Consider the following 20,375-nt stretch of genomic DNA (forward strand, 5'->3'; position numbering starts at 1 on the left):
GGTGGGCGGGTCACCTGGGGGCCTCGGTCAAGGGAAAACCGAAATTCTGACCGGCGTGCTCACAGCAACAATGCATGACCCTTCCAGGTCCGGGCCCCGGCGTCAGGCTGGCGTACAAGCTCAACACGTCCCAAAGTGGCAACGACGTCGACAGGCAACCCACACCCATTTTCACGCCTGCAAGGCGCCCAGGAAACCCGGACAACCCCGCTGGCGTGACAATCGTGACTCTACGATCGCAGAGACTTACCGATCGGTCAATGCTTTGTTCAAAGGGGTGACACGAGACGCAATTTTTGTAAAGCTGTCTCCTATGACTCAGGTGCAGAGCGACACCGGCGTGCTCGCCGGTGACGAGCGGATGCTCATCGACGGTGAACTCCAATACACCGGCAGCGGTGCGAAATTCGACGTCATCCATCCCGCCAGCGAGCAGGTGGCCGGCCAGGCGACCGACGGCACGGTGGCCGACATGGAACGTGCCGTGGGTGCTGCGCGCCGCGCGTTCGACGAGACCGACTGGAGCCGCGACGTCGACTTCCGCCACCACTGCCTGATGCAGCTGCACGACGCGCTGGAATCCGAGAAGGAGCGGCTGCGCCGGGTGTTGGTCACCGAGGTCGGCTGTCCGGTGACCGTCACGGGCTCACAGATCGAGGACCCGATCGGCGAGGTCAAGCACTGGGCCGAGCACGGGAAGAACTTCGATTACGTCGTCGACAACGGCGTGCACCAGACGCAGCTGGGGCCGGCGCGCCGCAAGATCGCCTACGAGCCGGTCGGCGTGGTCGGGGCGATCACTCCGTGGAACGTGCCGTTCTATCTCAACATCGCCGAGACGATGCCTGCGCTGATGGCCGGCAACACCGTGGTGCTCAAGCCCGCGCAGCTCACGCCGTGGTCGGGAACCGAGTTGGGCCGCATCGTGGCCGAACACACCGATATCCCGGCCGGCGTGTTCAACGTCGTGGTCTCCAACGCCAACGAGGTCGGCGCCGCACTCTCGGCAGACCCGCGGGTCGACATGATCACCTTCACCGGGTCAACGGCGACGGGGCGGGCCATCTTGGCCGCCGGTGCGTCCACGGTCAAGAAGACCATGCTGGAACTGGGCGGCAAGTCCGCCCACATCGTGCTCGACGATGCCGACTTCAACTCGGCATTGCCGATTGCGGCGATGATGGCCTGCGTCATGAGTGGGCAGTCGTGCATCCTGCCCAGCCGAATCCTGCTCCCCCGCAGCCGCTACGACGAGGGCATCGAGCTCCTCAAGGGCGCGATGGAGAACTTCCCGGTCGGCGACCCGTGGACGCCGGGCATCATGCAGGGCCCGCAGATCAGCGCGACCCAGCGCGAAAAGGTGTTGGGCCTCATCAAGTCCGGCATCGATTCCGGCGCCCGGCTGGTCACCGGCGGCGGCATTCCGGAGAACCTGCCGACGGGCTACTTCACCCAGCCGACCCTGCTCGCCGATGTCGACCCGGATTCGCAGGTGGCCCAAGAGGAGATCTTCGGGCCGGTGCTGACGGTCACCCCCTATGACTCCGATGACGAAGCGGTCGCCATCGCCAACAACTCCATCTACGGGCTGTCCGGGGAGGTTTCGTCCGGGGACGTGGACCGGGCGTTCGCAGTGGCGCGACGCATCCGGACCGGCAACGTCACGATCAACAGCCGCAGCCACTTCGGCATCAACAGCCCGTTCGGCGGCTCCAAGCAGAGCGGCCTGGGACGGCGCAACGGCGAGGAGGGCTTCAAGGAGTACTTCGAGTCCAAGACCATCGGGATGCCCGAATAGCCACACCGAATGTGCACACAGATCGTGCTCTGGCGGCAGAACGCGATCTGGGTGCACGGTCGTTCGGACAACGAAGTGCAGGAGGTGCCCGGGTGAGCTGGGCAGACGATCAACTGGAAATCCAGGCCCTACTGACGCGCTACGCCACAGCCGTGGACTCCAAGGACTGGGAGCGCTACCGGTCGGTGTTCACCGAGGACGCCCAGATCGACTACTCGTCGGCGGGCGCCGTGGTGGGCACCCGCGACGAAGTCGTCGATTGGTTCGCGGCCAACTTCGGGGTGATCCCATGGAGCATGCACTACATCACCAATATCGAGATCTTGGAAACCGATGGGGACACCGCGACCGTTCGGGCGATGTTCTACAACCCCATGCAGTTGCCGGGCATGCCGGACATGAGTGTGTGCGGCGGCTACTACGACCACGAACTGGTACGCACGCCCGACGGCTGGCGCAGCCGCAGCCTGCGCGAGGAGAACGTCTGGTTCAGCAACCCGCCGGGTCAGGCCTGACGACCACGTTGACCGACCACGTTGACATTGAATCCACGCAGACGCCTACTCGAACTTTTGCGGCCTCAGTTCAAAGTCAACGCCGTGACTCAGCCTTCGGCGGCCAATTGGCCGCAGGCCGCGGCGATCTCCCGCCCTCGGGTATCGCGCACGGTGCACGAAACCCCTTTGGCCTGAACGCGCTTGACGAACTCCCGCTCGACGGGCTTGGGGCTGGCGTCCCACTTGCTTCCCGGCGTCGGATTGAGCGGAATCAGGTTCACATGCACCAGCTGGCCCAGTTTGGCGTGCAGCTTCTTGCCCAAAAGGTCTGCACGCCAGGGCTGGTCGTTGACATCGCGGATCAACGCGTACTCGATGGACACCCGGCGTCCGGTGACATCGGCGTAATAGCGCGCGGCATCGAGCACCTCGTCGACACTCCACCGGTTGTTCACCGGCACCAAGGTGTCGCGCAGCTCGTCGTCGGGAGTGTGCAGAGACACGGCCAGCGTGACACCGAGGCGCTCGTCGGCCAGCTTGCGGATGGCCGGGGCCAGCCCCACGGTCGAGACCGTCACGGACCGGGCGCTGATCCCGAAACCGTTGGGCGGCGGCGCGATGATCCGCTTCACGGCGGCCAGCACCCGGTTGTAGTTGGCCAGCGGCTCGCCCATGCCCATGAAGACGATGTTGGACAGCCTTCTGCCGGCGGAGCCGGCAATCCCATCACTGTCATGCTCGTTCCTCAAAATCGACGAGGCCGCCCGGACCTGCTCGAGGATCTCGGCGGTGGACAGGTTGCGCATCAGCCCGCCCTGGCCGGTCGCGCAGAACGGGCAGGCCATGCCACAGCCGGCCTGCGAGGAGATGCACACGGTGTTGCGCTGCGGATAGCGCATCAGCACGGACTCGAAGGTGGTGCCGTCCCCGGCACGCCACAGCGTCTTGCGGGTCTCGCCCGCGTCGCACTGGATCTGCTTCACCGGATCGATCAACGTCGGGAACAGGGCCTCGGCCACCTGGTCACGCACGGCGGCGGGCAGGTCGGTCATTTGTTTCGGATCGGCGATCAGCCGGCCGTAGTACTGGTTGGCCAGCTGCTTGGCCCGAAACTTCGGCAGCCCGAGTTCGGTGACGGCGGCGGCGCGGCCGCCTTCGTCGAGATCGGCAAGGTGCCGCGGCGGCATGCCGCGACGCGGTGCTTCGAAGACCAATTCCTGCTTCATGTCATATCCAGTATCAGGCTTGTCCGGCGAGAACATCGTGCACAGTGCGCTCAACGGTGTCGAGGACATCGGTGTCGACCCCCGCCCGACCGCGGACGAACACCGAAGCGCGGCTGGCCGGCGGTAGCCCCTCGGCCAGACACAGCCCGTCGGGCAGTCGGCCGATCATCGGCAGCAGTGCCACACCCAGGCCGGAGCGCACCGCTGCGAACAGGCCGGAAAGGTCGGCGGATTCGGCGGCGATGCGATATGCGGTCCCACACCGGTCGAGCGTGGCGAACGTGGGTTCGCGCAACGTGCACGGTTCGGAGAACATCACCACCGGCAACGGCTGGTTCGGCTGCGCGCCGAAGCCGCGGCCCGAAACCCATTTCAGGTCAAGCGTTCCGGATGCGTGAGCAGGATCCATTCCGGAACCGTCGAGCATCACGGCCAGATCGACCAGACCGTGCTCGAGGGCGTCGGCCAGCGTGACGTTGCGGTCGAGACGAAACCGCAGCCGCCAGTTGGGCAACCGCTCGCCCAGCGCCGCGGTGAGTGCCGGCAGCATCACGTCAGCGCCGTGCTCGGTGGCACCGATCAGCAGCACCTGTTCTTCGGCCGCACCGAGATCGGCCAGCGCCGCGTCGTGTGCGGCGAGGATGCCCCGGGCGTGGCCGAGAACGCGATGCCCCAGTTCGGTGAAGGCGATACCGCGGCCGGATCGTTCGACGACGGGACCGCCGACGACAGCCTCGATGCGCCGCATGTGCTGACTCACGGCGGATTGAGTCATGTGCAACACCGCGGCGGCGCGGTGAAACCCGCCACAGTCCGCCACCGCAACCAGGCTGCGCAACGGTGCGATATCCAGCACCTGACCCATGCGGCCAACGTACTCCGATCAGTGCATGCGATCAAAAACCAGGGATTTCCTGCTATTCGCTGATTCATTCCGAGTGATTGATTAGCATCAACGATCGGTCATGATTGCCGATAATCGTTGGACCGGCGGTACCGCACTCACCCACGATGGGGCCATGGCGACCATTGCGATGCCCGCGCGCACGGCGACGACCGTGACGTTCTTCTACGCCCTGGGTTATCCGATCGGAAACCTGGCGGTGCACGCCCTGTCCCCGATGGCCGTGCTGGCCGTGCGATTCGGGCTGGCCGGGTTGGTCCTGGGCACCTGGGCCGGACTGGCCCGAGTCGGCTTTCCCACCGGCCGCAAGCTGTTTCACGTCGCCGTCGCGGGCCTGCTGATGCAGGCCGTGCAGTTTTGCGCGCTCTACATCGCGATTCAGCAGGGGGCGCCGGCGGTGCTGTGCGCGGTGGTCATCGCGATGAACCCGGTCGCGACCGCACTGCTGGCGGCGATGTTCCTGCGCGACCGGTTGACGCCACGCCGCGTCGTCGCCCTGGTGCTCGGTGTGGCGGCCGTGCTGACGGCCTGCGCGACGCGCCTGCTCGCCTCGGGCGGGATCGACCCCGCGGTCGGATTGTTGTTGGTGGCGCTGCTCGGCCTGGCCGCCGGCGGGGTCTATCAGCAGCGGTTCTGCTCCGATGTCGACTTCCGGGTCTCGACGTCGGTGCAGAACACCGTCGCGTTCGTACCCGCCTTGGCACTCATGCTCACCACACCGGTCGAGGTGCACGACGCCACCAAAGCGGTACTGGCCGTGGCGGGTGTGGTGCTGCTCAACGCCATCCTCGGGGTGTCGCTGTACGTGCGGGCCATCAATCTGCACGGCGCCTCGTCCGTGGCGATGCTGTTCTGCGTCATCCCCGCGGTCGCCGGGGTGCTGTCCTGGTTCATGCTCGGTGAGCGGGTGAACATCGGCATCGCCGCGGGACTGGTCCTCGGCGCGATCGCGTGCTGGCTGAACGCGTCGGCCGCGCGCAGCGACGGTGGCCTACGCCAGCAGCGTCAGCACGATCCAACCGACGACGGCCGACGGCAGCATCGCGTCGATCCGGTCCATGATCCCGCCGTGGCCGGGTAGCAACGCGCCCATGTCCTTGATCCCGAGATCGCGTTTGATCTGCGATTCGATCAGGTCGCCCAGGACGCCGGTGACAACCAGCAGCAAACCTAGCGGCACGCCCACCCAGGCCGGCTTGTCCAGCAGGAATGCCACCGACAAAACGGCGGCGGCGATGCCGAATACCAGCGAGCCGCCGAGCCCCTCCCACGATTTCTTGGGGCTGATCGCCGGTGCGAGTAGATGCTTGCCGAACAGGACCCCGGCGACATAGCCGCCGATATCGGCGAAGACCACGGTCACGATGATGGTGAAGACCCTGGCGCCGCCGTGGTCGGCGAAGATCAGCAGCGCGGTGAAGGCCGCGAACAGCGGCACCCACGTCGCCAGCAGGATCGTGGCGGCGACATCGCGCAGGTAGTTGACCGGTTGCCGGTCCAAACCCTGGCCGATCAGGCGCCAGACCATGCACAAAACAATCGTCCCGCCATAGGCACCCAACATCCCGACGGCGCCGAACGGCCAGGTCAGCCAGATCATCGCCTGACCGCCGAGCAGCAGCGGGACGGTCGGCAATGCGTATCCGTGTTCGCGTAGCCGCCGGATCACCTCGTGGGTGGCGATGGCGATGGCGACCGCGAGTAATGGCAGCCACCACATCGGCGCGAACAGGAGGGTTCCGATCGCCATGGCGCCGAGAACGACGCCGACAGCGATGGCGGCCGGAAGGTTACGGCCGGCCCGGGACTGCTTCTTCTGCGGTTCTCCGACCGGTGTGTCTGTCACGAAAGGTACTTGCTGATCGGCCACTAGACCTCCAGCAGTTCGCCTTCCTTGTGCTTGACCAGCTCATCGATCTGGCTGGTGTAGGTGTGGGTGGACTTGTCGAGGTCCTTCTCGGCGCGCCCGACCTCGTCCTCGCCCGCTTCGCCATCCTTCTTGATCCGGCTCAGCTCTTCCATCGCCTTGCGCCGGATGTTGCGCACCGACACCTTGGCGTCCTCGCCCTTGGACTTGGCCTGCTTGACCAGATCGCGGCGGCGTTCCTCGGTCAGCTGCGGGATGGAGATCCGGATGATGCTGCCGTCATTGGTCGGATTGACACCGAGGTCGGAGTTGCGGATCGCGTCCTCGATCGGCTTGAGCTGCGCGGCCTCGTAGGGCTTGATGACGACCATGCGTGCCTCCGGAACATTGATGCTCGCCATCTGCGTGATCGGCGTCATCGCCCCGTAGTAGTCGATGTTGATCCGGGAGAACATGCCCGGGTTGGCCCGGCCGGTCCGAATGGTGGCCAGATCGTCACGCGCCACACTTACGGCTTTTTCCATCTTCTCTTCGGCGTCGAAGAGAGTTTCGTCGATCACGTCGGCATCTCCAGTTCAGGTGGTGACCAGTGTTCCGATCTTCTCACCCGCCACCGCGCGGGCGATATTGCCTTCGGTCAGCAGGTTGAAGACCAGCATCGGCATCCGGTTGTCCATGCACAGACTGAAGGCGGTGGCGTCGGCGACACGCAAGCCGCGATCGATGACGTCGCGATGGCTGACCTCGGTGAGCAGCTCAGCATTCGGGTCCTCGCGCGGGTCGGCGGTGTAGACCCCGTCGACGGCTTTGGCCATCAGCACAACCTCGGCCCCGATTTCCAGGGCGCGCTGGGCGGCGGTGGTATCGGTGGAGAAGTACGGAAGGCCCATGCCGGCACCGAAGATGACGACACGACCCTTTTCCAAGTGCCGCACTGCCCGCAGCGGGATGTACGGCTCGGCGACCTGCCCCATGGTGATGGCGGTCTGCACGCGGGTGTCGATGCCCTCTTTTTGCAGGAAGTCCTGCAGCGCAAGGCTGTTCATCACGGTACCGAGCATGCCCATGTAGTCGCTGCGCGTGCGTTCCATGCCGCGCTGCTGCAGTTGTGCGCCGCGGAAGAAGTTGCCACCCCCGATGACGACCGCGACCTGCACGCCGCTACGCACCACTGCGGCGATCTGGCGGGCTACCTGATGAACGACGTCGGGGTCGAGGCCCACCTCGCCACCGCCGAACATCTCTCCGCCAAGCTTCAGCAGAACCCTCGTATAGAAGGGACGAATGGGTGCTGCGCCCTCGCCGGTGACAGTCGGATCCGCCATGGGTCTCCTCGGCACTCCTCGCATGTAGAGAGCCACCCGGGTTACCCCTGGACGGCCTTCTCCATCCTGCCCTATAGCGAGCAGCACACCTAGTGGGGGGAGCCTTCGCAGACCGAGTGTCGCCGGCGGGCGCAGGTGACTGGCAACTATCCCAGGTGCGCCTGAAGCAGCCACGCCGCCACCGATTTGCGGCCGTTTCCCTCGTCCCGGATGTCGGTCCCGGCGAAGTCGGCAAAGTTGGTGAACTGGGGCGGCACATGGGCGTGGATACGGGCCGGGCGGATGTCGTCGATCACCCAGTACTTGCCGACGACCTCGCGCAATTCGTCCTGGCTGACCGGGTTGGCGGGGCCGGTGTCGCCCATCGTCGTCTTGTCGAAAACCAGCACGAAGTAGGAGGCACCGGGGGCGGCGGCACGCACGATCGACTGCTGGTAGCCATCCCGCAGTTCGACGGGCATCGAGTGAAACAGCGTCGAATCGATGATCGTCCCGAAGCGGCCGTCGTAGCCGGTGAAGGCGCTGATGTCGGCAACCTCGAAGGTGGCGTTGGCCAGCCCCCGCTTGGCAGCCTCGGCCCGGGCCATGTCGATGGCGGTGGCCGATTGGTCCAGTCCGACCGTGGTGAATCCCCGCGCCGCCAGGTCCAGTGCGGTGGCCGCCTCACCGCAGCCGGCGTCGAGCACCTCGCCGTGGACTTTGCCTTCGGCGATCAGCGCCGCGATCTCGGGTTGCGGTTCGCCGATGCTCCACGGTGGACGGGCCCCGGCGAGATCGGGAGCCTCGCCGCGATAGGCGGATTCGAACATTGCGTCAGACATTTCGCTTGATGTGGTCATACGTCCGGTATATCAACGTGGTTGATATGTGTCAATATGGTTGATATGAACGCCGAAATGGGCGGCATCCTGGAGGAGCAGCCTCTCGGATACCTGATGTACCGCGTGGTCGCGGTGTTGCAACCCAGGGTCACCGCGCGGCTGCAGCCGCTCGGACTCACGCTGCCGGAATTCGTCTGCCTGCGAGTGCTGTCCATGGCGCCCGGCCAGTCCAATGCCGAGCTGGCCCGTCACACCAACGTCTCGCCGCAGGCCATGAACAACGTGCTGCGCGGACTGCAGGACCGGGGCGCGGTGCGCAGGCCCGCGACCGTCAACTCGGGACGGGCGCTGCCGGCCGAGCTGACTGCCGAGGGAGCCGGCTTGCTCAAGCGCGCCGAAGCCGTGGTGCTCGCCGCCGAGGACGAGGTACTGGCCCGGCTCGACGGCGAGCAGAGACGCGAACTCAAGCGGCTCCTGGCCCACGCGGTGATCTGAGGCGCGCTCCCCCTCCGCTCATGCCGCGCCGAGCGGCCACACAGTCGGTAAGTTCCAGACGGATGAAGATCGTTCTGGCCCCGGACTCCTTCAAGGAGTCGATGACCGCGTCGCAAGCGGTTGCGGCGATGCGCGAAGGTGTCCGGTCGGTACTGCCCGACGCCGAGTGCATCGGGGTGCCGATGGCAGACGGCGGCGAAGGGACGGTCGACGCTGTCGTCGACGCGCTCGGTGGCGAACGCATCACGGTCGAGGTCACCGATCCACTCGCACGACCGGTGCAGGCCACCTACGGCTACGTCGGCGGACGCCGCCTGGCCGTGATCGAGATGGCCGGCGCCTCCGGGCTGGAGCTGGTGGCACCGGCAGACCGGGATGTGCTGCGCGCCAGCACATTCGGTGTCGGACAGCTGATCACCTCGGCGCTGGATCACGGCGCGACCGAGCTGCTGATCGGGATCGGCGGATCAGCGACCAACGACGGCGGGGTCGGCATGCTCACCGCCCTCGGGGTGACCTTCACCGACGCCGACGGCGCCGCCCTGCCGCCCGGGGGCGCAGCTCTCACCCGGCTCCATCACATCGACACCTCGGGCCTGGACCGCCGACTGGCCGGTGTCCACGTTCAGATCGCCTCCGACGTCACCGCACCGCTGCTCGGGACCGGCGGCGCCAGCGCCGTTTTCGGCCCTCAGAAAGGTGCCGGCCCCGCTGATGTCGAGACACTTGAGGCCGCGCTGACCCGGTTGGTGGGCGTGACCGAAACCGCCCTGGGGCATGCTCGGCCGAACCGCCCGGGCGCCGGGGCAGCCGGCGGCCTGGGCTTCGGACTGATGGAATTCCTTGCCGCCGACTGCGATCCCGGTGTCGAGGTCATCGCGCAGACCGTCGGCCTGGAGCAGGCGCTGACCGGCGCAGACTGGGTGTTCACCGGCGAGGGCAGCGTCGATGCCCAGACCTTGTTGGGCAAAACCCCGTTCGGCGTCGCGCAGGTGGCCGCACGCACCGGGGCCCGGGTGGCGATATTCGCCGGCCGGGTGGCGGCCGACGCCGACATCCTGCTGGCCCACGGGGTCGAGAAACTGGTGGCCATCACCGAACCGGGCACCCCGTTGGAGCAGGCCTTGCGCGACGGCCCGGCCGCACTGGCCCGCGCGACCGCCTCGGTGTGCCGCGCCCTGTAGCGCGAGCTACAGGATTGCCGCCGCGATGATCAGGCCGAAGGCCACATACGCGGCCGTCACCACCAGGACCTGCGGGGTGTACCTCTCGGAAGCCAGGACGCCGCCGATGTCGATGCCCTTGATCGCCCCGACCAACCGGACTGAGACAGCCTGAGCCGCAATGCCCAACAGGCCGAACACCAGCGTGGTGATCAGGCCTTGGACCAAGTCACCCAGGGAGCTGTAGATGGCGATTACGACGATGAACGCCATCGACAACACGCCGGAGGCCGCCACCGCGGCGGCGTTGGGCCGCCCGGCCTGCACGAGTGTGCGCAGCGGGCCGGGCGTGGTCCAGTCGATGACGTAGAAGCCCAGGATCATCAGCGCCACACCGACAATCGAGTACAGCACGATCGCCGAAACGCCGTGTCCGAGGAACGACCAGTAATCGGAGCCGAGCGCAACCATGGTGGTAGTCATATTGGGGTTGTTCCTTCCGGGGTCACAGCGGGATGCGGTGTGGCACAAAGGCAGCGCCGTTGTCGGTGACGAGACCAGAAGTCTCGCGGATTCCGAGTCCGGCGGATTCCTCGCCGACGATCCACGCCCCCAATGCCGGGCGCATGTCGTCGAATTGTGGAAGCGGATCGAGCAGTTGGTATACGTAGCCCTCTTCGCCGTACACACCGCCCGTCTCGGTCTCGTACCCGGCACCCACGATGGTGATGTTGGCACCCTCACGCCCCAATTTGGGTTTGCGCACGTAGTCGGTCAGCTCATGCGGGTCGTCGACATAGGCAGGCAACAGATTCGGATGCCCGGGGTACATCTCCCACAACACCGCCAGGATCGCCTTGTTGCTCAGCAACGTCTTCCACAGCGGTTCCACCCACATCGTGGCCGGCAACTGTTCGACGGCCCGGCGGCCGAAATCGTCGTCGAGCATCCACTCCCACGGGTAGAGCTTGAAGATCGACGACATCGGAGCTTCCTCCAGGTCGACGAAGCGGTCGAGATCCTGGTCGAACCCGATGTCCTCGATGGCCAGGCCCACGGTGTGCAGACCGGCTTCGGCTGCGCACTCCTGCAGGTAGGCCACCGTGACGTGGTCCTCGCCGGTGTGCTCAGCACCCGACCAGGTGAAATAAGTCTCGGCACCCGGGAGCTGGTCACGGATCTCAGTCCAGCGGGCAACCAGCTTCTCGTGCAACGAGTTCCATTGATCGTCGGCTGGGTAGACGTCGGTCTTCCAGTGCCACTGCAGGATCGCCGCCTCCAGCAGCGTGGTGGGCGTATCGGCGTTGTATTCCAGCAGGACCGGCGGCCGACGGCCGTCATAACGTAGGTCGAATCTGCCGTACAGGTGCGGATCGCTTCGCCGCCAAGACTTCTCGATATGCTCCCAGCTCCACTCGGGAAGCCCGAAATCGCGGTAGCGACCGGTCAGTACGACGTGCTCAACAGCCTCCAGGCACATCGAGTGGAGCACCTCGACGGAAGCCTCGATCGACAGCACTTCGTCCATGTCGAACACGTAGTGCACCGATTCGTCCCAGTACGGACGGTCGGCTCCGGTCGCGTCGCGCGCCGGGGTCCCGTAACACATCCCCTGGTCGGCGACGATCTGTTCCCAGCCCGGTCGCGGGGAACTACGTTGGCGGCGCATTCAGCTCCCTGAACTTTTGCCGTAGCTCGACGACGAGCCGAAACCGCCGCGCGAGATCGATGTCCCCGACTTCGTCTTGGCGGTGGTCCCCTTGGGCATCTCCAGTGTCCCGCCGCGTGCGATGGTGCCAACCCCGCCGTTGTTGCCGCCGTAGTAATAGCGGTACGGCGAACCCAAGTAGATGAAGGTGCCGCCGGAACTGCTGTGGCCACTGGAACAGTACGAGTCCGGCACGACCTCGTTGGTGCCGTCCTTGACGCAGGACGCCGCGATCTCCTCTTTGTGCAACAGGTGGTAGCCCAGCGCGATGACACCGACGACACCGACCACGGCCACCGAGCCCATCAGGATCTTCTTGCCCGTGGCCGCACGCTGTTCGCGAGTCTCCTGCTGGAGCCGGGCCCATTCCTCGGCGGCCTCGCGTTCCTTCTGCATCTTGTCGCGCTGTCGCGCCTCGGCCACCGTCGGCGGCCGTGGCGTGGCGGTAGCCGGATCCTGCCAGCGAATCGATCCCCGACCGTCCTGGCTCCACTGCTCCTCTGGCCCAGACGTCATTCAACCCCCCGCAAACTCCGACACCTGCCGGTCATCATAGGAGCAGGCTCGGAGTACCCGCCCAGCGCCTGACGTCTATTTCGCCGCTTTTCGCGCTCGCCTGCGCGGGGCAGCCGAGGCCGGGTCCTGAATCCGCGGCCATGGCCTGGCCTCCTCGAGCTCGAAAGCCAGTTCCAGCAGCAGGGCTTCACGGCCGCGGGTCGTCGACAGCATCATCCCCGCGGGCAAGCCGTTGGCCGTCTGGGCCAGCGGCAGCGAGATCGCCGGATCCCCGGTGGCGTTCTGCAGCGGTGTGAAGGCCACCCAGCTCAGCAGTCGGTCGATGATCTGTTCGTAGTCCGCCGCCGGGTCGAGTCGGCCGATCTCCAGGGTGGGCTCGGCCAAAGTGGGCATGAGCACCGCGTCGTAACTGTTGGACAACCGCTCGGTGATCCGCCGCGACCGTGCCAACCGGGCGATCGCCGCCGGGACACGATGCAGGTTGCGCGAGGCGAACCGTTCCAGCCCGAGCGTGAGGTTGTCGAGTCTGTCGCGGTCGAAACCGGGGCCGAAGGACCGCTTGCCTCCGCGCACCAGGGCATACGCCAAAAATGCCCAGTACAACAGGAAATCGTCCTTGAACCGGGCCTGGACCGGATTGCCGATCACGGTGATCCGGTGGCCGAGTTCTTCGAGCAGAGCGGCTGTCTTGTGGGTCAGTTCGGTCATCTCGACACCGGCGTCGTGGACGACGGACTGCGTGCACACCGCGATACGCAGGCGCTGCTTGCCCGGACGACTGATGTCACCGATCGGCGGCAGTTTGGGGTTGCGATAGACCCGCTCCATCTCCCGCAGCAGCGCGGCGGTGTCACGCACCGATCGGGTCAGTACACCGTCGGACACGATCCGCAACGGCATCGTCCGCATGTCCTTGTCCTGCGGCAGCCGGCCCCGCGTCGGTTTGAGACCGACCAACCCGTTGCACGCGGCCGGGATCCGGATCGACCCTCCCCCGTCGTTGGCGTGCGCGATGGGGACCACCCCCGCCGCGACGAATGCTCCCGAACCCGACGACGAGGCACCCGCCGTGTAGGCAGGGTTCCACGGGTTGCGGACCGGTCCGAGGCGCGGGTGCTCACACGACGCGCTGAACCCGAACTCCGAGAGCCGCGTCTTGCCCAGCGGTACCAACCCGGTGGCCAGGTAGGCGCGGGCGAAGTCGCCGTTGGCCGGTTCGGGCCGAGGCTCCCACGCGTCGGTTCCGCGCATGGTCGGCATCCCCTCGACTGCCACGTTGTCCTTGACGAAGGTCGGGACGCCGTCGAAGTACCCGCCGTAGCTGCTGGGTGCGGCGCCCCGGGCGTGGGCCCGGTCGAAGGCTTCGAACGCCAGACCGTTGAGAGTCGGATTGACCGCTTCGACCCGGGCGATCGCCGCCTCGATCAGATCTGCTGCCGACACCCGACCGGCCCGCAACTCCTCGACCAGGCCGACGGCATCATGCTCGCCGAGGGCATCATCGCCGAAGGCGCTGCAACGGGTCGGGGCTTTTCGTGAGGGGCGCGCACCGCTAGTCACGCTGCGACGCTAGCAGTCCGTCAGTGCGTCCGAGCCACGCTCTGCAGCGCGGCCAGATGCTCGTCGACTGTCCGCAGGCCCGCGCCCATGGTGTTCACCGTGACATGGGTGGCTCCGGCCTCAGCCCATGCCGCGATGTCGGCGGCCGTCTTGTCCGGATCGCCGGCCCAGACCACCCGACCCTCCATCCCGATGGTCGCCGGGTCGCGTTCGGCGGAGACGGCGGCACGCTCGACCCGGGCCCTGGCCTCCTCGAGCTCGACGCCGGGCCCGACCATGGGGAACCAGCCGTCGGCCAACCGTCCGGCCCGCTCCAGTGCCCGGGGAGAGGACCCCCCGAACCACACCGGGATCGGGCGCTGTACGGGCAACGGCGCCAGCCCGGCGCCGGTCACCCGGTGGTAGCGGCCCTCGAACGTGACCGAAGATTCGGTCCACAACCGACGCATCAGCTCAACTTGCTCCTCGGACCGCTTGCCGCGGTTCCCGAAATCCTCGCCGAGCGCCTCGTACTCGACCTGGTTCCAGCCCAGCCCTACGCCCAGGCGCAATCGGCCCCCGGTGAGCAGGTCGACCTCGGCCGCCTGCTTGGCCACCAGCACAGCTTGGCGCTGCGGCAGGATGACCACGCCGGTGACCAGCTCCAGCGAGGTGACCGCGGCGAGGTAGCCGAACATCACCATCGGCTCGTGGAATGTGGTGTACAGGTCATAGGGCCCGGACCAGTCCCGATGCACTGCCGGATCGGCCCCGACGACATGGTCATAGGCCAGGATGTGGGTGAAGCCCAACTCTTCGACACGCTGGCCGTAGGCGCGCACGGCTCCCGGATCTCCGCCGAGTTCCGTCTGCGGAAATACCACACCTATGCGCATGTCACCTCCAACACCATTGCTACCTGCCACACTCCCACATCGGCAAAGCCAGTCGCCCCTGCGTGAGCAACTACCCGGCACCGACCGGGTCACGAATGGACAAAACCCCGCACTTTGGGTGTCTGGGCTTCCCGCGGCGAGCCGGGAAGAACAAAACCCCGCGCTTCCGGGATCGCCGGATCAAGCGCGGGGTTTTGCGACGAGCGGCCGACGGCCGAGCCGTCAATCGGGTGTGATGTGCCGCCCGAGTCTTATTCGGTGTCAGGCCTGGCCGACCTCGAACCGCACGAAGCGGGTCACGGTGACCCCGGCCTCGTCCAGCAGGGCCTTGACGGTCTTCTTGTTGTCGGACACCGACGGCTGGTCCAGCAGCACGACGTCCTTGTAGAAGCCTGTGACGCGGCCTTCGATGATCTTGGGCAGCGCCTGCTCGGGCTTGCCCTCTTCCTTCGCGGTCTCCTCGGCGATGCGCCGCTCGTTGGCGACGATGTCGGCCGGGACATCCTCACGGGTGAGGTACTTGGCCTTGAGCGCGGCGATCTGCAGGGCGACCGCGTGAGCGGCCTCCTTGCCCTTGTCCGCGTCGCCGGCGGTGTACTCGACCAGCACGCCGACGGCCGGCGGCAGGTCCGCGGCCCGCTTGTGCAGGTAGGTCTCCACGGTGCCGTCGAAGTAGGCGGCCCGACGCAGCTCGAGCTTCTCGCCGATCTTGGCGGACAGGTCGGCGACGGCCTGCTCGACCGTGGTGTCGCCGACCTTGGCAGCCTTGAGAGCGTCGGCGTCGCTGACCTTGGCGGCAGCGGCGGCCGCCACGACCTGGTTGGCGAGCTCCTGGAATTCGGCGTTCTTGGCGACGAAGTCGGTCTCGGAGTTCAGCTCGATGAGTGCGCCGTCCTTGGCCGCGACCAGCCCCTCGGCGGTGGCGCGCTCAGCGCGCTTGCCGACGTCCTTGGCGCCCTTGATACGGAGCAACTCGACGGCCTTGTCGAAGTCGCCGTCCGACTCGGCCAGCGCGTTCTTGCAGTCCATCATGCCGGAGCCGGTCAGCTCCCGAAGGCGCTTGACGTCGGCAGCGGTGTAATTAGCCATGTAAGACTTCTCCTGGAATTACGAAGCGTCAGTGGATGTTTCGGGTGCAGCAGCGGCCTCACCCTCGCCGGCGCCTGCGGTCGCACCGGCCAGCAGCTCCTGCTCCCACTCGGCGAGCGGCTCGGCGCCCTCGGCCTGAGCTTCTCCATCACCCTTGCCTGCGCCGGCTCGGGCCTGCAGGCCCTCGGCCACCGCGGAGGCGACGACCTTGGTCAGCAGGGCAGCCGAACGGATGGCGTCGTCGTTGCCCGGGATCGGGTAGTTGACCTGATCCGGATCGCAGTTGGTGTCCAGGATCGCGATGACCGGGATGCCCAGCTTGATGGCCTCGTTGACCGCCAGGTGCTCCTTGTTGGTGTCGACGACCCAGATGGCCGAAGGCACCTTCTGCATGTCCCGGATACCACCGAGGCTGCGCTCCAGCTTGTTCTTCTCACGCGTGAGCATGAGGATTTCCTTCTTGGTGCGCCCCTCGAAGCCACCGGTCTGCTCCATGGCCTCGAGCTCCTTGAGGCGCTGCAGGCGCTTGTGCACGGTGGAGAAGTTGGTGAGCATGCCGCCCAGCCAGCGCTGATTCACGTAGGGCATGCCGACGCGGGTGGCCTCTTCGGCGATGGACTCCTGCGCCTGCTTCTTGGTGCCGACGAACAGGATGGTGCCACCGTGGGCAACCGTCTCCTTGACGAACTCGTAGGCCTTGTCGATGTAGGTCAGCGTCTGCTGCAGATCGATGATGTAGATGCCGTTGCGGTCGGTGAAGATGAACCGCTTCATCTTGGGGTTCCAGCGTCGGGTCTGATGCCCGAAGTGAGCGCCGCTGTCCAGCAGCTGCTTCATGGTCACAACAGCCATGAGCTCATTCCTTTATGTTGTCGGTTGCCGCCCGGCTTCGGGTGATGCCAGGCCCTGGTGCCTGCCGGCTGCCGAACCCGCTCTGGGAAATCCCAGTTCAGGACCGTCGGCACCCGTGTACGACCCCGTTGAGGCGATCGATGTGCGCAGACACGCGAAGTCAGCCCGCTAGCGAGCTGCGGGTAGAAGTTTACACGCTGCGCAGGCGTGCTTTTACCACGCGGCAAACGCGGGCCCGTTCATCCACAGACCCGATATCGGGGCTTCCGGACCGCCTGGGATTGACGGTGAACTGGGGCGGTGAGGTTTGCCGCGGCGGCGCTGCTGATGACCATGGCGTGGGCATGGCCGGCGGCCGCGCACGCCGAAGGCTCCCGGCTGCACTGGCCGGTGTCCCCGCGACCGACGGTGACCAGGGGTTTCGATGCACCTTCCCCCAATTGGAACCGCGGTCACCGAGGCGTCGACCTGGCGGCCGTCCCCGAGCAGCCGGTCTACGCCGCAGGGGGCGGCACCGTGGTGTTCGCCGGAGTCCTGGCCGGGCGGCCGGTGGTCTCGGTGGCCCACCCGGGCGGGCTGCGCACCAGCTACGAGCCGGTACAGGCCGTGGTGCGGCCCGGACAGACCGTCACCGCCGGCCAGCTGCTCGGCCCGCTGCTGGCCGGTCATCCGGGGTGCGCGGCGACGGCCTGCCTGCATTGGGGGGCGATGTGGGGTGCGGCCGCCCGGGCGGACTACGTCAACCCGTTGGGGCTGCTGGCCGAGACGCCGATCCGCCTCAAACCGCTGGGTGGGTGATCCCTGCATCACCGGCGCGCGTGTCTGTTGCCCCCCACGCGGCCAAGCATCAGCAGTTCGCGCACACTCACACGGCATCGAGTGCGGCCTAGTGTCGAAATATGACCGTCGCCTCGCAATCCCACCGCAATCGTCCGGTGCGGTTCGGCCTGCACACCGCCTTGCCCCGCGGTGCCGACTTCGTCGAATTCGCGCGCACCGTCGAGCAATCCGGGTTCGACGTGATGACCATTCCCGACCATCTGGCACCGACAATTGCCCCGTTCAGCGGGGCGGCCACCGCCTGTGCGGTCACCTCACGTCTGCGCACCGGCACGCTCGTGCTCAACAACGATCTGCGCCACCCGGTCGACACCGCGCGCGAAACCGTGAGTGTGGCAGCGCTGTCCGGCGGGCGATTCGAGCTGGGCCTGGGCGCGGGACACATGAAGTCCGAATACGACACGGCCGGACTGAAATTCGACAGCGGGGCCACCCGGGTGGACCGGCTGATCGAGTCGGTGGACGTGATCCGGCCACTGCTGGCCGGCGAACCGGTGGACGTCGACGGCGCACACTACTGCGTGCGGGCCGATGCCGGTGCCCTGGTCGCGCCGGCGGGGGTCGACGTTCCGCTGCTCATCGGCGGCAACGGCACGCGCGTGCTCCAACTGGCAGGCCGGGTCGCCGATATCGCCGGGCTGGCGGGCTTCAGCCACAACCACGACGCCACCGAGGTTCGGCTGAGTCATTTCGATCCCACGGGTCTGCTGGACCGGATCGGGGTCGTCGCCGACGCGGCGGGTGACCGCTTCGCAGCCATCGAACTCAACGGGTTGCTGCAGTTCGTCGTGCACACCGAAAATCCCGAGGCCGCGGCGGCGGAGGCGGCCACGGCATTGGGAGCGTCCACGGATCTGCTGCTGGAGTCTCCGTTCGCCCTGTTCGGTACCTACGAGCAGATGGCCGAGGCTCTGATGGAGCGCCAACGCCGGTTCGGGATCAGCTATTGGACCGCGATCGATGCGTGGCCCGGGCGGGAGTCGGCGCTCCCGCACCTGGCCGAGGTCATCAAGCTGATGCGTTAGCGACCGGGGAGGCTTCCGAGAAACCCCGTCATCGCGGCGAGCACGGCGTCCGGCTGGTCGCGCTGCACCCAATGCCCGGCCCCCGCAACGATTTCGAGCTCGGCATCGGGGATGAGCTGGGCCGCCGTCCGGGCGCGTGCCACCGGTACGCCCGAGTCGCGGTCACCGTGGACGATGAGCGCCGGGCGCCGAAATGAGGCCAGCTGTCCGGTGTAGTCCGTACGTAGCCGGTTCCACCTGACCTGGTCCCGCTGCCATTGCTCGAACGCCTGAAACCCTTCCGGTCGGCCCGCCTGGGCCATGACCTGGTCCATCAATGCGTCGGTGACCTGGTCGGGGTCGGTGATCAGGGCCCGCATGCCGCGCACCATCGCTCGGCGGTTGGTGCCCACCCGGCGGGTCACCGCCCCCAACATGCCGGTGCGCAACGTCGCCCAGGTGACCAGTTGCCGCACGCCGGACAGCGGCCCGTCCGACAGCCGGGGCATCAGGCCGTAGCTGCCCAACAGCATCGCTCCGCGCACACGCCCGGGCCGGTCCAGCACATGGCCGATGGTCATGCCCCCGCCGAGCGACAATCCTCCGATCGCGTAGCTGTGCAGACCGAGCGCATCGACGAACTCCCCCACATAGGCGATCAGCCGCTCCTGTGTCACCGGCAACCGAGCCGGCGCAGTGTGGCCGTAGCCGGGATGATCCGGGGCGATGACGCGGTACCCCGCCTCGGCCAACCGCGGACCGATACCGCCCCAGGACAGCGATGCACTGTCAACGCCTCCGCCGTGCAGCAATACGACTGCCGGCGCAGCGAGGTCGGTGGCCCAGGTGAGATAGGACACCGGCCCGCACGGCAGTTCGACACTGCTCCGGGTTGGTTCGAAAGTGTGCTCGGTGTGCATCAAGCTCGCGGGTGCGCCTGGTCGTGCACCGCGCGTAGCCGTTCCACGGTGACGTGGGTGTAGAGCTGTGTGGTTGCCAGGGAGCTGTGCCCCAACAGTTCCTGGACGACGCGCAGGTCGGCTCCGCCTTCGAGCAAGTGGGTGGCCGCGCTGTGACGCAATCCGTGCGGGCCGATGTCAGGGGCACCGTCGACCGCGGAAACGGTCTGGTGCACCACGGTGCGGGCCTGGCGTGGGTCCAGCCGCCTGCCGCGAGCCCCGAGCAACAGAGCTGGACCAGAATCCGCGGTGGCCAGCGCGGGCCTGCCCTCGGTGAGCCAGGCGGCGAGCGCACGCTGCGCGGGCTCACCGAACGGGACGGTGCGCTGCTTGTTGCCCTTGCCCAGCACTTGCAGCACCCGGCGCGAAGTGTCGATGTCGTCGATGTCGAGCCCGCACAATTCGCTGACCCGGATGCCGGTGGCGTAGAGCAGCTCGATGATCAAGCGGTCCCGCAATGCCAGCGGATCACCTTCTTGCACAGCGGAATTCATGGCATCCATGGCATCGACGGCCTGGTCGCGCCGTAGCACCGCGGGCAGGGTGCGGTGCGCCTTGGGTACCTGCAACCGCGTCGCCACGTCGTCGGTCAAAAGGCCCCGGCGGGCCGCCCAGGTGGAAAAGGTCTTCGCCGAGGAGGTGCGCCGCGCCAGCGTGGTCCGCGCCGTTCCGGCCGCGGCCTGCGTGGCCAGCCACGACCGCAGCCTCGGCAGGGTCACGGTGTCCAGGCCGCCGCCGGTGAAGTCGAACAAGGCCCGCAGGTCGCCCCGGTATGCCCGGCGGGTGTGCTCAGACCTGCCGCACTGCAGCGCGAGGTACTCGTCGAACTCGTCGAGCACATCCTGGACCGCGGGCACGGTGCCACCGTGGCAGAAG

General features: G+C 67.0%; 22 protein-coding genes. 7 read left to right on the top strand and 15 right to left on the bottom strand.

The features are described from left to right. Positions 1-313 precede the first annotated feature (313 nt). The gene (locus tag BKG60_RS18405; protein WP_075909807.1) at positions 314-1,798 is read left to right on the top strand and encodes an aldehyde dehydrogenase family protein; all 1,485 of its coding nucleotides are present in this window, start codon (positions 314-316) and stop codon (positions 1,796-1,798) included. Positions 1,799-1,890: 92 nt separating this feature from the next. Next, positions 1,891-2,313 (top strand): nuclear transport factor 2 family protein, encoded by a 423-nt coding sequence (locus BKG60_RS18410; protein WP_075909808.1) that lies wholly within the window; start codon positions 1,891-1,893, stop codon positions 2,311-2,313. Positions 2,314-2,402: 89 nt separating this feature from the next. Here the strand turns inward: BKG60_RS18410 and rlmN are convergent, their stop codons facing one another. Then, complete coding sequence (rlmN, locus tag BKG60_RS18415; RefSeq protein ID WP_075909824.1) at positions 2,403-3,521, bottom strand: dual-specificity RNA methyltransferase RlmN; 1,119 nt, start codon at positions 3,519-3,521, stop codon at positions 2,403-2,405. 13 nt (positions 3,522-3,534) lie between these two features. Beyond that, positions 3,535-4,386 carry a LysR family transcriptional regulator gene (locus BKG60_RS18420; RefSeq protein ID WP_070187931.1) on the bottom strand — a complete coding sequence of 284 codons (852 nt, stop codon included), beginning with the start codon at positions 4,384-4,386 and terminating at the stop codon, positions 3,535-3,537. 154 nt (positions 4,387-4,540) lie between these two features. Between BKG60_RS18420 and BKG60_RS18425 the strand changes: the two genes are divergently transcribed. Then, positions 4,541-5,506, top strand: a complete 966-nt coding sequence (locus tag BKG60_RS18425) for a DMT family transporter (protein WP_423226858.1) — start codon at positions 4,541-4,543, stop codon at positions 5,504-5,506. Here the strand turns inward: BKG60_RS18425 and BKG60_RS18430 are convergent. From BKG60_RS18430 to BKG60_RS18445, 4 genes are all read right to left on the bottom strand, one after another. Then, entirely contained in the window at positions 5,417-6,295 is an 879-nt protein-coding gene (locus BKG60_RS18430) for a phosphatidate cytidylyltransferase (protein WP_075909809.1), read from the bottom strand. The genes BKG60_RS18425 and BKG60_RS18430 overlap by 90 nt on opposite strands. Beyond that, positions 6,295-6,852: a ribosome recycling factor gene (gene frr, locus BKG60_RS18435; protein ID WP_070187929.1), complete on the bottom strand. Its 558-nt coding sequence runs from the start codon at positions 6,850-6,852 to the stop codon at positions 6,295-6,297. The genes BKG60_RS18430 and frr overlap by 1 nt, the downstream gene beginning before the upstream one ends. 15 nt (positions 6,853-6,867) lie before the next feature. Continuing rightward, positions 6,868-7,617: a UMP kinase gene (pyrH, locus tag BKG60_RS18440; RefSeq protein WP_070187928.1), complete on the bottom strand. Its 750-nt coding sequence runs from the start codon at positions 7,615-7,617 to the stop codon at positions 6,868-6,870. A gap of 146 nt (positions 7,618-7,763) precedes the next feature. Beyond that, a complete protein-coding gene (locus tag BKG60_RS18445) occupies positions 7,764-8,456 on the bottom strand; it encodes a class I SAM-dependent methyltransferase (protein ID WP_120764963.1) in 693 nt (230 codons plus the stop codon). A gap of 45 nt (positions 8,457-8,501) precedes the next feature. On the opposite strand from BKG60_RS18445, the gene BKG60_RS18450 reads away from it, so the two are divergent. Next, complete coding sequence (locus tag BKG60_RS18450; protein WP_423226857.1) at positions 8,502-8,933, top strand: MarR family winged helix-turn-helix transcriptional regulator; 432 nt, start codon at positions 8,502-8,504, stop codon at positions 8,931-8,933. A 62-nt stretch (positions 8,934-8,995) separates the two neighbouring features. Continuing rightward, positions 8,996-10,117, top strand: a complete 1,122-nt coding sequence (locus BKG60_RS18455; protein ID WP_075909812.1) for a glycerate kinase — start codon at positions 8,996-8,998, stop codon at positions 10,115-10,117. A 6-nt stretch (positions 10,118-10,123) separates the two neighbouring features. Here the strand turns inward: BKG60_RS18455 and BKG60_RS18460 are convergent, their stop codons facing one another. From BKG60_RS18460 to rpsB, 7 genes are all read right to left on the bottom strand, one after another. Further along, complete coding sequence (locus tag BKG60_RS18460) at positions 10,124-10,579, bottom strand: DUF350 domain-containing protein (RefSeq protein ID WP_120764964.1); 456 nt, start codon at positions 10,577-10,579, stop codon at positions 10,124-10,126. A 22-nt stretch (positions 10,580-10,601) separates the two neighbouring features. Further along, positions 10,602-11,765 (bottom strand): glutathionylspermidine synthase family protein, encoded by a 1,164-nt coding sequence (locus BKG60_RS18465; protein WP_075909814.1) that lies wholly within the window; start codon positions 11,763-11,765, stop codon positions 10,602-10,604. Further along, positions 11,766-12,320 (bottom strand): hypothetical protein, encoded by a 555-nt coding sequence (locus BKG60_RS18470; protein WP_075909815.1) that lies wholly within the window; start codon positions 12,318-12,320, stop codon positions 11,766-11,768. A 75-nt stretch (positions 12,321-12,395) separates the two neighbouring features. Continuing rightward, positions 12,396-13,880, bottom strand: a complete 1,485-nt coding sequence (locus BKG60_RS18475) for an amidase (RefSeq protein WP_075909816.1) — start codon at positions 13,878-13,880, stop codon at positions 12,396-12,398. A gap of 20 nt (positions 13,881-13,900) precedes the next feature. Beyond that, positions 13,901-14,755, bottom strand: coding sequence for an LLM class F420-dependent oxidoreductase (locus BKG60_RS18480; protein ID WP_075909817.1), 855 nt, complete (start codon positions 14,753-14,755; stop codon positions 13,901-13,903). A 261-nt stretch (positions 14,756-15,016) separates the two neighbouring features. Next, entirely contained in the window at positions 15,017-15,844 is an 828-nt protein-coding gene (gene tsf / locus BKG60_RS18485) for a translation elongation factor Ts (RefSeq protein WP_075909818.1), read from the bottom strand. An 18-nt stretch (positions 15,845-15,862) separates the two neighbouring features. Then, positions 15,863-16,696: a 30S ribosomal protein S2 gene (rpsB, locus tag BKG60_RS18490; protein ID WP_075909819.1), complete on the bottom strand. Its 834-nt coding sequence runs from the start codon at positions 16,694-16,696 to the stop codon at positions 15,863-15,865. Positions 16,697-17,023: 327 nt separating this feature from the next. Between rpsB and BKG60_RS18495 the strand changes: the two genes are divergently transcribed. Further along, the gene (locus BKG60_RS18495) at positions 17,024-17,494 is read left to right on the top strand and encodes a M23 family metallopeptidase (protein ID WP_083284388.1); all 471 of its coding nucleotides are present in this window, start codon (positions 17,024-17,026) and stop codon (positions 17,492-17,494) included. 101 nt (positions 17,495-17,595) lie between these two features. After that, entirely contained in the window at positions 17,596-18,561 is a 966-nt protein-coding gene (locus BKG60_RS18500) for a TIGR03621 family F420-dependent LLM class oxidoreductase (protein ID WP_070944138.1), read from the top strand. Here BKG60_RS18500 and BKG60_RS18505 read toward each other — a convergent pair. Both BKG60_RS18505 and BKG60_RS18510 read right to left on the bottom strand, forming a co-directional pair. Beyond that, positions 18,558-19,400 (bottom strand): alpha/beta fold hydrolase, encoded by an 843-nt coding sequence (locus BKG60_RS18505; RefSeq protein WP_239252679.1) that lies wholly within the window; start codon positions 19,398-19,400, stop codon positions 18,558-18,560. The genes BKG60_RS18500 and BKG60_RS18505 overlap by 4 nt on opposite strands. Positions 19,401-19,459: 59 nt before the next feature. Next, positions 19,460-20,356: a tyrosine recombinase XerC gene (locus BKG60_RS18510; protein ID WP_070944181.1), complete on the bottom strand. Its 897-nt coding sequence runs from the start codon at positions 20,354-20,356 to the stop codon at positions 19,460-19,462. Positions 20,357-20,375 lie beyond the last annotated feature (19 nt).

Origin of the sequence: Mycobacterium syngnathidarum, assembly GCF_001942625.1 — a bacterium.
Taxonomy (GTDB): domain Bacteria; phylum Actinomycetota; class Actinomycetes; order Mycobacteriales; family Mycobacteriaceae; genus Mycobacterium; species Mycobacterium syngnathidarum.

What these genes read in the sequence shown, in the direction of transcription:
- BKG60_RS18405 (WP_075909807.1), top strand. Translation starts at nt 314, where the DNA reads ATGACTCAGGTGCAGAGCGACACCGGCGTGCTCGCCGGTGACGAGCGG.
- rlmN (WP_075909824.1), bottom strand. Translation starts at nt 3,521, where the DNA reads ATGAAGCAGGAATTGGTCTTCGAAGCACCGCGTCGCGGCATGCCGCCG.
- BKG60_RS18420 (WP_070187931.1), bottom strand. Translation starts at nt 4,386, where the DNA reads ATGGGTCAGGTGCTGGATATCGCACCGTTGCGCAGCCTGGTTGCGGTG.
- BKG60_RS18425 (WP_423226858.1), top strand. Translation starts at nt 4,541, where the DNA reads ATGGCGACCATTGCGATGCCCGCGCGCACGGCGACGACCGTGACGTTC.
- pyrH (WP_070187928.1), bottom strand. Translation starts at nt 7,617, where the DNA reads ATGGCGGATCCGACTGTCACCGGCGAGGGCGCAGCACCCATTCGTCCC.
- BKG60_RS18445 (WP_120764963.1), bottom strand. Translation starts at nt 8,456, where the DNA reads ATGACCACATCAAGCGAAATGTCTGACGCAATGTTCGAATCCGCCTAT.
- BKG60_RS18450 (WP_423226857.1), top strand. Translation starts at nt 8,502, where the DNA reads ATGAACGCCGAAATGGGCGGCATCCTGGAGGAGCAGCCTCTCGGATAC.
- BKG60_RS18455 (WP_075909812.1), top strand. Translation starts at nt 8,996, where the DNA reads ATGAAGATCGTTCTGGCCCCGGACTCCTTCAAGGAGTCGATGACCGCG.
- BKG60_RS18460 (WP_120764964.1), bottom strand. Translation starts at nt 10,579, where the DNA reads ATGACTACCACCATGGTTGCGCTCGGCTCCGATTACTGGTCGTTCCTC.
- BKG60_RS18465 (WP_075909814.1), bottom strand. Translation starts at nt 11,765, where the DNA reads ATGCGCCGCCAACGTAGTTCCCCGCGACCGGGCTGGGAACAGATCGTC.
- BKG60_RS18470 (WP_075909815.1), bottom strand. Translation starts at nt 12,320, where the DNA reads ATGACGTCTGGGCCAGAGGAGCAGTGGAGCCAGGACGGTCGGGGATCG.
- BKG60_RS18480 (WP_075909817.1), bottom strand. Translation starts at nt 14,755, where the DNA reads ATGCGCATAGGTGTGGTATTTCCGCAGACGGAACTCGGCGGAGATCCG.
- tsf (WP_075909818.1), bottom strand. Translation starts at nt 15,844, where the DNA reads ATGGCTAATTACACCGCTGCCGACGTCAAGCGCCTTCGGGAGCTGACC.
- rpsB (WP_075909819.1), bottom strand. Translation starts at nt 16,696, where the DNA reads ATGGCTGTTGTGACCATGAAGCAGCTGCTGGACAGCGGCGCTCACTTC.
- BKG60_RS18495 (WP_083284388.1), top strand. Translation starts at nt 17,024, where the DNA reads ATGACCATGGCGTGGGCATGGCCGGCGGCCGCGCACGCCGAAGGCTCC.
- BKG60_RS18500 (WP_070944138.1), top strand. Translation starts at nt 17,596, where the DNA reads ATGACCGTCGCCTCGCAATCCCACCGCAATCGTCCGGTGCGGTTCGGC.